12 protein-coding genes are annotated in these 10,988 nt (G+C 59.0%); 4 read left to right on the top strand and 8 right to left on the bottom strand.

Translation table 11 applies throughout. The annotated features are described in order from the left end of the window. Positions 1–40 precede the first annotated feature (40 nt). Positions 41–892: a hypothetical protein gene (locus FO014_RS16070; protein WP_160030253.1), complete on the top strand. Its 852-nt coding sequence runs from the start codon at positions 41–43 to the stop codon at positions 890–892. Here the strand turns inward: FO014_RS16070 and rseC are convergent. Genes rseC through rpoE form a run of 4 tightly spaced genes read right to left on the bottom strand, consistent with a single transcriptional unit; the run spans position 889 to position 3,580 of the window. Beyond that, the gene (rseC, locus tag FO014_RS16065; protein WP_160030252.1) at positions 889–1,365 is read right to left on the bottom strand and encodes a SoxR-reducing system protein RseC; all 477 of its coding nucleotides are present in this window, start codon (positions 1,363–1,365) and stop codon (positions 889–891) included. The genes FO014_RS16070 and rseC overlap by 4 nt on opposite strands. Continuing rightward, positions 1,362–2,318 (bottom strand): sigma-E factor regulatory protein RseB, encoded by a 957-nt coding sequence (gene rseB, locus FO014_RS16060; protein WP_160030251.1) that lies wholly within the window; start codon positions 2,316–2,318, stop codon positions 1,362–1,364. Before rseB ends, rseC begins: the two co-directional genes overlap by 4 nt. Further along, positions 2,318–2,974 (bottom strand): anti-sigma-E factor RseA, encoded by a 657-nt coding sequence (gene rseA / locus FO014_RS16055; RefSeq protein ID WP_054306833.1) that lies wholly within the window; start codon positions 2,972–2,974, stop codon positions 2,318–2,320. The genes rseB and rseA overlap by 1 nt, the downstream gene beginning before the upstream one ends. Before the next feature lie 30 nt (positions 2,975–3,004). Further along, positions 3,005–3,580, bottom strand: coding sequence for an RNA polymerase sigma factor RpoE (gene rpoE / locus FO014_RS16050; RefSeq protein ID WP_105232227.1), 576 nt, complete (start codon positions 3,578–3,580; stop codon positions 3,005–3,007). A 212-nt stretch (positions 3,581–3,792) separates the two neighbouring features. On the opposite strand from rpoE, the gene nadB reads away from it, so the two are divergent. Next, entirely contained in the window at positions 3,793–5,394 is a 1,602-nt protein-coding gene (gene nadB / locus FO014_RS16045; protein ID WP_201282875.1) for an L-aspartate oxidase, read from the top strand. A gap of 27 nt (positions 5,395–5,421) precedes the next feature. Here the strand turns inward: nadB and trmN are convergent, their stop codons facing one another. Then, positions 5,422–6,168 carry a tRNA(1)(Val) (adenine(37)-N(6))-methyltransferase TrmN gene (gene trmN, locus FO014_RS16040; RefSeq protein ID WP_411841379.1) on the bottom strand — a complete coding sequence of 249 codons (747 nt, stop codon included), beginning with the start codon at positions 6,166–6,168 and terminating at the stop codon, positions 5,422–5,424. Positions 6,169–6,298: 130 nt separating this feature from the next. Between trmN and srmB the strand changes: the two genes are divergently transcribed. Beyond that, positions 6,299–7,627, top strand: coding sequence for an ATP-dependent RNA helicase SrmB (gene srmB / locus FO014_RS16035; protein WP_111736602.1), 1,329 nt, complete (start codon positions 6,299–6,301; stop codon positions 7,625–7,627). A 44-nt stretch (positions 7,628–7,671) separates the two neighbouring features. On the opposite strand, the gene FO014_RS16030 is transcribed toward srmB, so the two are convergent. From FO014_RS16030 to grcA, 3 genes are all read right to left on the bottom strand, one after another. Next, positions 7,672–8,421 (bottom strand): ankyrin repeat domain-containing protein, encoded by a 750-nt coding sequence (locus tag FO014_RS16030; RefSeq protein ID WP_160030248.1) that lies wholly within the window; start codon positions 8,419–8,421, stop codon positions 7,672–7,674. Then, the gene (locus tag FO014_RS16025; protein ID WP_160030247.1) at positions 8,414–9,376 is read right to left on the bottom strand and encodes a Tle-like phospholipase domain-containing protein; all 963 of its coding nucleotides are present in this window, start codon (positions 9,374–9,376) and stop codon (positions 8,414–8,416) included. The genes FO014_RS16030 and FO014_RS16025 overlap by 8 nt, the downstream gene beginning before the upstream one ends. Before the next feature lie 170 nt (positions 9,377–9,546). Next, positions 9,547–9,930, bottom strand: a complete 384-nt coding sequence (gene grcA, locus FO014_RS16020) for an autonomous glycyl radical cofactor GrcA (protein ID WP_160030246.1) — start codon at positions 9,928–9,930, stop codon at positions 9,547–9,549. 354 nt (positions 9,931–10,284) lie between these two features. On the opposite strand from grcA, the gene ung reads away from it, so the two are divergent. Beyond that, positions 10,285–10,968, top strand: coding sequence for a uracil-DNA glycosylase (ung, locus tag FO014_RS16015; protein ID WP_111736600.1), 684 nt, complete (start codon positions 10,285–10,287; stop codon positions 10,966–10,968). Positions 10,969–10,988: the final 20 nt, after the last annotated feature.

Here is a 10,988-nt window from a genome sequence, read left to right as displayed (position 1 = left end):
GTTCACCAGCATATCTCTGTAGGTTGATTGGAAGGTGCATATGATCGATAAAGGGCAGATGCTGAGCCGGCACGATTTTTCGAAGGTCAACTGGGGCATTCTGGCAGCGGCGGCGCTGCTGTTAACCATCGGCGGCGCGCTGCTAATGCTGCCGCTGATGAGCAATATGGAAGAACGCGGCATACTGACCTTGCTGCAAACCGGTGCGGTAACCATATTACTGGCGTGTATCCTGCTGGCGCTGCGTCATTTCCTGCGTCCCACGCAGACCTATCGCCTGTATGAACACGGTGTCAGAGTGTTCAACAGCCATAACCACCAGGAGCGCTTCATTCCGTTTGAGAAGATCGGCGATGTCTATCGCACCCGCGGCGTGCCACTGCTTGGCAAGCTGTGCGGCGGGCTGTGTGAGGCCATGGCGTTCCGTACTGCCGCCGATCAGCCCTGGTGTACGGTATACAGCAACGTGTCGCATGCCTGGACGCTGCGCGACACCATCATCAACCAGCAGATCCTGTTGCGCGGCCCGGTAGCCCTCAATGCGTTATATCAGGGAGAAAATCTGCCTTTTCACTACCTTACCGGCAAAAGCCGCTGGCTCGCCTGGCTGCTCGGCGGCAAACCGCGTCGCCTGCCGGGCCAGACGCTGCGGCTAAGCGCCAAAACGCTGGTTACGCCGCAAGGCAGTATCGATATTGAGCAGGTTCACACGCTGGACAGCCAGCCGCAACACGGCGTGATCCGCCTGCTCGACGCACAGGGCCAGACGCTGGTCGCGCTGTGCTACTTTTCACTACTGAGCGCCGATCTGTTTATTGCGTTGCTGGAGCATATGATTAACAACCGCATCCCCGCCTACCGCAACCCGGCGATGACGCGGCCATTCATTTAATCAGACAGAGGGGAGTCCGGCTGCAGGCGCAGCGCGGTAGGAGGCAGGCCGATTTGCAACACCACCGGTTGGTAGGCGTCCTGCTCCCCCAGACGGTGAGCCAGTTTACGCGCCAGCAAAAAGGCGCCCACGCCGCCAAACAGCGCGCCCAAAGCCGCAGCGCCGTCCGTCGCCAGCCACAGCTGCAGCGCGCCGCCGCCAAGCATCATACCCAGCAGCGGTGTCAGATAGACCAGCATCGCCGAGCGCAGCAGGCTGCCTTCGGCGATGCCCACTTCGACCCGTTGCCCCGGTTCCAGCGGTTGCTCAATCTGCACCTGCAGCTGATGCTCGGTTTCCGGCACCAGCTCATTCAGCGCGCGCGCACCGCAGCCCGAACGGGCCTTGCAGCTGCCGCAGCCCGCTTTAGGCTCGCAACGCAACAGCGCCACGCCCTGTTGCCACGACACGACCGTGGCCCACTCTTTCATCATTTCGGCGCTCCCCTGAAGGAAATACCGTCAGCAATACGCTTGGCGGTTGACGGCGGCAGTTCGCCGACGATGGTAATCTCTTTGCCGCTGCGTAGTTCGGTCTGAATCGTCCGTCGCCCTTGGCGATAGAACTGCGTGCCAACGCCGCTGCCCGCCGGGCTGACGTTGACCGAGAAACTGAACAGGCCGTCGCTGTATAACCGTGTCTCTACCGGCACGGAAACGTTCGGCAACTTGCGACGATTGCGCGCCACTTCGCTGACCCCGGCCGGTAACCAGGCCGTGTTCCAGCCCAGTTTAACATTGTCCATCGCCGGCAGGGAAATCAGCGGCGGCAATGAGGCTTTCAGCAATCCGCTCAGCGCGTTTTGCACCTCTTCTCCCACCTCAAATGAGATTACCCGATACTGCTCCAGCGTTTCGCCGTTGCGGTCAAGCAGATCCACCCGCAGCGGCAGTTTGGTCTCTTCATCCATCCAGACGATATAGCTGTAGCGCGAACCGTCGCGCGCCACCACGCGGATTACCTCGCAAGGGCGATCGGAAATACGCGTCCGGCCGACGGAGATAAAATCATAGTATTTCGCCAGACGGGTAAAGTCGGCGTACACAATGGAAGGCAGCGCATCAACGATATGATCGCCCGACAGGGTAAACGGCTCCAGACCCGGTTCGAAATAGCTGATGCCGTCGCCGCGCTGCAGCACTTCACGTCGCGGGCCGTCCATATGCAGTAACTGACCGAGCGCCTGCTGCTCCACCAGAGCATGGCGATAGCGCAACGACTCTATCCCCTGCTTGGTGATGCTGATATAGGCAAGCTCGTAATTGAGTGAACGGCTGGCGCTGCTCATTTGTTGCAACAACGCCCCGGACGCGGTCTGCGCCGGGGCGATATTTGAGTAGAGCAGGCTGCCCGTCAATAGACAAACGGAGAACCAAAGTTGCTTCATTACTGCTGTTGCATTCCTAAAGACTGGGTGCCCGGAACCTGAACGGCGGCCTGCTGCGGCGTGCCCTGATCAAGTTGCAATTGGTTTGAATGCAAGCGGCGCTGCAGTTCGTAATCCTGCAGCATCGCATTGATACGTTTACGCTGTTCCTGCACCTGCTGCTGTTGACCGCTGCCGGTTGAGAAACTGTCTGCCGGCACGCCCAGGCTGACCGGAGACGGCTGGCCCATAATCGGCAGCGTGTTGAACACCGGCGCTTCCGAAGAACCCGGCTGCGTGGCATCAGGCTGATTATAGTGCTGGACGCCGACAATCACCGCCAGAGAAACGCAGGCGGCAACCCCGACCTGAGTCAGCTGGCTAGCCCATGGGCGCACTTTGTGCCAGAACGGCATTTTCTGCCAGGTTTCCGGCTGCGGCTGAGATTCAGGCACCGCCGAAGGAACCAGACGAGCAGGCTCTTTCTCTAGTGCTGCGGCAACACGTTCGGCGATATCGAGATGAATTACTTGTCCTACATCACCCCGAAGCGTGTCACGTATCAGGTGATAGCTCTGCCAGCTTTGCTGAAGCGCCCGATCCTGCGACAAAGAGCTCAGCAGTTCGTTATCGAGCGACTCACCATCCATCAGAGCGGAAAGTTTTTCTTTCTGCATGCCTAAATACCCTTCCTGTATCCGCCATCGCTAACGCTGAATCAGCGGCTGAACTTTATTATCGATAGCTTCCCGAGCGCGGAAAATACGCGAGCGTACGGTCCCGACCGGGCAATCCATGATGGCGGCTATCTCTTCGTAGCTTAGGCCATCCAACTCCCGCAAGGTGATCGCCATACGCAGATCCTCAGGGAGCGACTCAATGGTACGGAAAACTATCTGTCTCAACTCTTCTGACAACATTAAGTTCTCAGGGTTCGAAATTTCTTTCAATGCGCCGGCGCTTTCATAGTTTTCAGCGTCGTTGGCGTCCACATCACTTGCCGGCGGACGCCGCCCCTGAGCAACCAGATAATTCTTTGCTGTATTCACAGCGATTCGATACAACCAGGTGTAAAAAGCGCTGTCGCCGCGGAAAGATTCCAGCGCGCGATAGGCTTTAATAAACGACTCCTGCACCACATCGGGCACATCGCCCTGCGGCACATAGCGGGAAACCAGACTCGCCACTTTATGCTGGTAGCGTACCACCAGTAAGTTAAACGACTTCTGATCGCCCTTTTGGACCCGTTCAACCAGCACCTGATCCGTTAACTGCTCGCTCATCCGAGGTAAATTCTCCCCAAATCTGTCTCCACGCGTGAAATTGTACTGCCAGCCATACATTTTTCCTGAGCAAGCACTCGCTTGGAGTTCATATGGAAATCAAAGTTCCACATGGCCATTGTTTTTTCTGTTGATGTCGCCCTATCCGTGGCATTTGCCCGGACAATTAGGCTAACATGATTTTCACTCTTCTTCTGCACACATCATACGTTATGCAACCATCTTCTGAATATGTTAGCGATGTACTGATCGTCGGCAGCGGTGCCGCAGGCCTGTCACTGGCCCTGCGGCTGGCACAACACGGCAAGGTGACCGTGCTGAGCAAAGGCCCGCTCAATGAAGGCGCCACCTTTTATGCCCAGGGCGGCATCGCCGCGGTATTTGATGAAACGGACAGCATTGCGTCGCACGTTGACGATACGCTGATTGCCGGCGCGGGGCTTTGTGATAAAGAGGCGGTCGAGTTTATCGCCGGCAATGCGCGCCATTGCGTCCAGTGGCTCATCGATCAGGGCGTGCTGTTTGATACCGAAACCAACGCCCAGGGCGAGGAACGCTATCACCTGACGCGTGAAGGCGGCCACAGCCACCGCCGTATTCTGCACGCCGCAGACGCCACCGGTAAGGAAGTAGAGACCACACTGGTGGGGAAAGCAAGCGCACATCCGAATATTTGCGTCATGGAGCGCCGCAACGCCGTCGACCTTATCACCTCCAGCAAAGTCGGCCTGCCCGGCACCCGCCGCGTGGTGGGCGCCTACGTCTGGAACCGCGAGCTGGAGCGGGTGGAGACGCACCGCGCCAAAACCGTGGTGCTGGCGACCGGCGGCGCCGCCAAAGTGTACCAGTACACCACCAACCCGGACATCTCCTCCGGCGACGGTATCGCCATGGCCTGGCGCGCCGGCTGCCGCGTCGCCAACCTGGAGTTTAACCAGTTTCACCCCACCTGCCTGTTCCATCCGCAGGCACGCAACTTTTTGCTGACCGAAGCGCTGCGCGGCGAAGGCGCGCATCTGCTGCGCCCGGACGGCAGCCGCTTTATGCCGGACTTCGACCCGCGGGGCGAACTGGCGCCGCGCGATATTGTCGCCCGCGCTATCGACCATGAAATGAAACGCCTCGGCGCCGACTGCATGTATCTGGATATCAGCCATAAACCGGCCGAGTTTATCATCCAGCACTTCCCGATGATCCATGACAAGCTGCTGACGCTGGGCTTTGACCTGACCAAACAGCCGATCCCGATCGTACCGGCGGCGCATTACACCTGCGGCGGCGTGATGGTCGACCAGCACGGTCGTACCGACCTGGACGGGCTGTACGCTATCGGCGAGGTGAGCTATACCGGTCTGCACGGCGCCAACCGCATGGCCTCGAACTCGCTGCTGGAGTGCCTGGTGTACGGCTGGTCGGCCGCCGAAGATATTATGCGCCGCCTGCCGGCCATCAAGCTGGCCAAGGCGCTGCCGCAGTGGGACGAAAGCCGGGTGGATGATTCGGATGAACGCGTGGTGATCCAGCATAACTGGCACGAACTGCGGCTGTTTATGTGGGACTACGTCGGTATCGTCCGCACCACCAAACGCCTGGAGCGCGCGCTGCGCCGTATCAACACGCTGCAGCAGGAAATCGACGAGTACTACGCCAATTTCCGTATCTCCAATAACCTGCTGGAGCTGCGTAATCTGGTGCAGGTGGCGGAACTGATGGTGCGCAGCGCTATGGCGCGCAAAGAGAGCCGCGGCCTGCACTACACGCTGGACTATCCGGAGCCGCTGCCGCAAGCGCTTCCTACCATTCTGCAGCCGTAAGGCGCTCAGGGCGCGCCGTCGCCCTGCTCAATAAAACAGATAAAAATCGGTGATCAGGCGACGGAACGGTGCACTGTAGTCACCCTCCGCCTGCTTGATGGCCAGATCGCTGTACGCACACGTCTGCACCGTGCGCGTCAGCGCCAGCAATATACGATGCCGTGGGGTATCCGCCCGGTCGCTGACGTTTACCCGCTGCGCCAGATGCCAGCCGCGCTGCAGCGCATCGGCGGCAAAGGCCTCGCCAATGTCATACGGCAGCACCACGCACAGCGTGCCGTCGGGCTGTAGCAGCCGTTCGGCGCAGGCCAGCAGTACGTCATGAGTCAGCGTTTCGGTATAGCGCGCCGCATCGCGCGCCCGATCGCGGCAGGCCACCGCCGGCGCAAAATACGGCGGGTTGCTGACAATCAGATCGTAACTGGCGGCCCGCTGCCCGGCAAACTGTTGAATATCCTGCTCATATATACGGATGCGCGACGCCCACGGCGACGCTTCTGCATTGTCATGCGCCTGCGCGGCGGCGGCGGCGTCCAGTTCTACCGCGTCGATCCGCACCTCATCCGCCGTACGCTGCGCCAGCATCAGCGCAATCAGCCCGCTGCCGCAGCCGATATCCAGCGCCCGCCGGACCGCCGTCACCGGCGCCCAGGCGCCGAGCAGCACGCCGTCGGTGCCGACTTTCATGGCACAGCGATCGTGAGCGACAAAAAACTGTTTGAAGGTAAAACCGCCGCGACGCGGTTTGAAATTGGCTTTTGACTGACTGTCCACAATGAGCACCTGGCTGGAAAACCGGCGTAGCATAAGGCAATCTGCGGAGTGGTAAAAGAGTCCCGGCCTGAAAAAGGATGAACCCGGCGGCCAACCCGTCTATAATCGGCGCCCCAAGTAGAGGTAGACCATGACAGCAACCAATTTTTCCGAACTCGATCTCGATGAACGCCTGATCAACGCCCTGCGTGATAAAGGCTACGACCGCCCGACCGCTATTCAGGCCGAAGCCATCCCACCGGCAATGGACGGGCGCGACGTCTTGGGTTCGGCGCCGACCGGCACCGGTAAGACCGCCGCATTCTTGCTGCCTGTGCTGCAGCACCTGCTGGATTTCCCCCGCAAGAAGTCCGGCCCGCCGCGCGTATTAATCCTGACCCCGACGCGCGAACTGGCGATGCAGGTCGCCGATCAGGCGCGTGAGCTGGCGGCCCATACCTCACTGGATATTGCCACTATTACCGGCGGCGTGGCCTATATGAACCACGCGGAAGTATTCAGCGAAAACCAGGATCTGGTGGTCGCCACTACCGGCCGCCTGCTGCAATATATTAAAGAAGAGAACTTCGACTGCCGCGCGGTGGAAACGCTGATCCTGGATGAAGCCGACCGCATGCTGGACATGGGCTTTGCCCAGGATATCGAAACTATTTCCGCCGAGACGCGCTGGCGCAACCAGACCCTGCTGTTTTCCGCCACGCTGGAAGGCGAAGCCATCCGCGAATTCGCAGAACGCATCCTGAACGAACCGGTGGAAGTGGAAGCTGACCCTTCCCGCCGCGAGCGTAAAAAAATTCTGCAGTGGTACTACCGTGCTGACGACGTGCAGCATAAAACCGCCCTGCTGATCAATCTGCTGCAGCAGCCGGATGTACAGAAATCAGTGGTCTTCGTACGCAAGCGCGAGCGTGTACATGAGCTGGCCACCTGGCTGCGGGAGGCTGGCATCAACACCTGCTATCTGGAAGGCGAGATGGTGCAGGCCAAACGCAACGAAGCGGTGAAGCGCATGATGGACGGCCGCGTCAACGTGCTGATCGCCACCGACGTCGCCGCCCGCGGTCTGGACATTCTGGATATCACCCACGTGTTCAACTTTGATATGCCGCGCACCGCCGATACCTATCTGCACCGCATCGGCCGCACCGGCCGCGCCGGCCGCAAAGGCACCGCGATTTCGCTGGTCGAGGCTCACGATCACCTGCTGCTGGGCAAAGTCGGCCGCTACCTCAACGAACCGTTGAAAGCGCGCGTGATTGACGAACTGCGGCCGAAAACCCGCGTGCCGAGTGAAAAGAGCAACGGCAAGCCATCCAAAAAAGTGCTGGCCAAGCGCGCGGCCGACAAGAACAAAGCCAAAAGCAAGGATAAAGCCAAGGTGAAAGTTCGCCATCGTGAGGCGAAAAACATCGGCAAACGCCGCCAGCCGAAAGGCGCACCGGCAACCGACGGCGAATAACGAACGCCACAGAAAAACCGCCTTCCGGCGGTTTTTTTATCTCCTCACAATACGCGATAACGCGCCGCCAGCCGGTGCGCCTGCAGCCAATCATCCAGCTGCTGACGCGCCTGACGCATGGCTTCATTCTGCAGATGCCGCGGCGTCTGGGCGAAATAAGCCTGAAATGTCATCCCCTGCCGGTTAACCGCCGCAGCATCCGCGCCGTTTTGCAACAGCATCAGCGCCACCTGCGGCGCGTTGATTCTGGCGGCAATATGCAGCGGCGTATCACCAACGCGATCGGCCAGACGGCTGTCGGCAGCCGCATCCAGCAGTTGGCGCACCTGCGTCGGACGGCCGGCCAGCACCGCAGCCGCCAGCGGCGTCGCGCCGCTGGCGGCGTTACGCACATCAACCACCGGCTGCCGCGCCAGCAGCTGTGTCAGATAGCCGGCATCCTCCACCATCGCCGCGATATGCAGCGCGCTGTTGCCGTCCATGCCGGTTTCCGCCACGTCGGCGCCGGCATCCAGCAGCGCCTGTACGCTGCCCGGCTGCTGGCGTAAAATCGCCCACTGCAACAGCGTTATACCCTGATCGCCGCGCTCACCAAGCGCCTCCGGCGTCGCCAGTGCCGCGATACGGGCCGTATCACCAGTGGCAACCGCCAGCGCCAGCGGCTGGCAGCTCTGGCCGTTAAACGGCGTCGTTTGCTGATTCATCTGCGGCTCCTCGCCCCTTCCCGACAACGCCAATACTGCTAACGGTATCAATAACATCAGCAATATCGGCCAGCGTAATCTGTCAGGCATCGGCCTTTGTCTCCCACGGTTTCTGTTCCATCATTGAGCTAATCACCTTATCAATACCATGTGCGGCAAGACTGCGCTCCAGATGCTTGCTCGGCCGCCAGTCGTCAATACCATTTAGCGTATCATTATTTTCCAAAATGATTTGATGGCCGATGGCGTTCGGGATCAGCGACGTCGACTCCTGTGTCGACGTCAGCATGTCATATTGCTCGCTGTAGCGGCGAATACCGCCGGCTTCCGCATCCTGCCTGGCGGCGGCCGGATCGATACCAAAGCGATTCAGGGTGTGATCGGACACTCCGGCAGCGTTGAAGGTGACCGCCTGCGTACCGGTGGCCAATGCGGCGGTAGCCGCCAGACCGCCCCCCAGTGAGTGCCCGCTAATTACCAGTTGCTCGCCAAACGCCGCCTTGGCGCTTTTCGCTACTGACACTGCCTGATTGTACTGTACGTCATCGTATCCCGTCGCCTGACGCACATTGCTTAACCAGTCCCGCCAGTCGTTGGTGCCGGCAAAGGCCAGCACATATTGCTGCCCGTCATGGTAAATGCCCGCCTGAAAACCCGATGCCGTATCATGCAGGCTTGCAGGCTCAATACCGGCGCTCAGCAATGCCGCATCGCTCAGGCGGCTGAAGTTTTCTACGCCCTTTCCGTCCAGGCTGTAAACGTCCTTCGCCAGCAGCGCCAGGGTGTAGTCCCCCTGTTGCGGCACTTGCCCGCGCGTCAGACCGGTTTTGGCCGACGAGGCGGCAGCGGCGACATCATTGACCAGCGAATGCAGCAGTTGCTGCGTTTGCCGGTTCTGTGACGACGTTGATGGATGCGCCGCCGTGGGCAACCGTTCGCCAGCGGCAGGCTCCGCCGGCATGGGCGGCTCCGCACGCCGCTCGGGAACCACAGGCAAAGATACGGCAGGCAACGCCACCGAAGTAAAACTTAAAGACATGCTCATGCCGACTCCTTGTCGCTAGTTCAGTCATCGCGCTGACAACCAGCGCCAGGTTAGCTATCGGCAGGTCGGAGCAGTCCTGTAATGGCAAAATGTGATCCCGCTCGAAGTTCTGATCTCCGGGCATAAAAAAGGGGAGCCAAGGCTCCCCCGATAAGTCAACCGCCTGACAATTACAGGCTTTCGGTAAATGTACGTGTAATCACGTCACGCTGCTGTTCCGGCGTCAGTGAGTTAAAGCGCACCGCATAGCCGGAAACGCGGATGGTCAGCTGCGGGTATTTTTCCGGATGCTTCACGGCGTCTTCCAGCGTTTCACGACGCAGTACGTTAACGTTCAGATGCTGACCGCCTTCAACACGCACGGTCGGCTGCATTTCCATCGGCACTTCACGGTACTCGATGGTGCCCAGCTCGCTGACCGGCACGACTTGGTCTTCGGCATAATCGGCTTTGGCGCACACGCAACGTGCTTCTGATTTTTCGTTATCCAGCAGCCAGAAAGAGTTCACCAGCGCCTGATTGTTTGCTTTGGTAATTTGAATACCGGTAATCATGTTGTTGCCTCCGTACAAGGGCGAAAAAACTTATTTCATTGATAACCTGAACAAGGTTTAGGTCATTTGGTAAAACCATTTACTGTTCTGTATACCAGCCCGACCCCGGCAATTCTTTGATTAAGGTCAATTTCCAACCAAAGCCCACGTGCTACAAAATGGCAAATTTCTGTTTTATATCAATATTTACCCAATCAGCACCGGCAATTATTTTTGTAAATTTTCAACAAAACCTGCAAAGACCCTCTGCACCGCCGCTGAGCGACAGGGAATGTTAAATGCGGGTTTCGCTCCGTAAAGCTAAACGGTAAGCTATGCCCGATGAATGATTAACGAAAACAAAGGAGAGCGTTAATGTCCACTCCCCTCACCTGGCATGACGTTATTGGCAAGGAGAAAGAGCAACCCTATTTTGTCGACACGCTCGCCTTTGTTGCCAATGAGCGTCAGGCCGGCAAGACCATTTACCCGCCGCAGAAAGACGTGTTTAACGCTTTTCGCTTTACCGAACTGGCCGACGTCAAGGTGGTGATCCTCGGTCAGGATCCCTACCACGGCCCGAATCAGGCGCACGGTCTTTCATTTTCCGTGCTTCCCGGCGTGCCGGCGCCGCCGTCGCTGGTAAATATGTATAAAGAACTGGCAACGGATATTCCGGGCTTCGAGCGCCCCGATCACGGCTGCCTGCAAAGCTGGGCGGAACAGGGCGTACTGCTGCTCAACACCGTGCTGACGGTGGAGAGAGGAAACGCACACTCGCATGCCAACCTGGGCTGGGAAACCTTTACTGATAAGGTCATCGCCGCGCTGAATGAAAACCGCGAAGGCGTGGTGTTCCTGCTGTGGGGCTCACACGCGCAGAAGAAAGGCAATTTTATTGACCGTCAGCGCCATCACGTGCTGAAAGCGCCGCATCCGTCGCCGCTTTCCGCCCACCGCGGCTTCTTTGGCTGCCGGCACTTCTCGCAAGCCAACCAGCTGCTGGAACAGCAGGGGCTGACGCCGATCGACTGGATGCCGCATTTACCGCAGCAATAAGCCAGACGGCAAAAAGGCAC

It is taken from the genome of Serratia rhizosphaerae, assembly GCF_009817885.1.
GTDB classification, from domain to species: domain Bacteria; phylum Pseudomonadota; class Gammaproteobacteria; order Enterobacterales; family Enterobacteriaceae; genus Serratia_B; species Serratia_B rhizosphaerae.
Note: the sequence above shows the minus strand (reverse complement) of the source record. Positions and strands in the feature narration are given on the sequence as shown.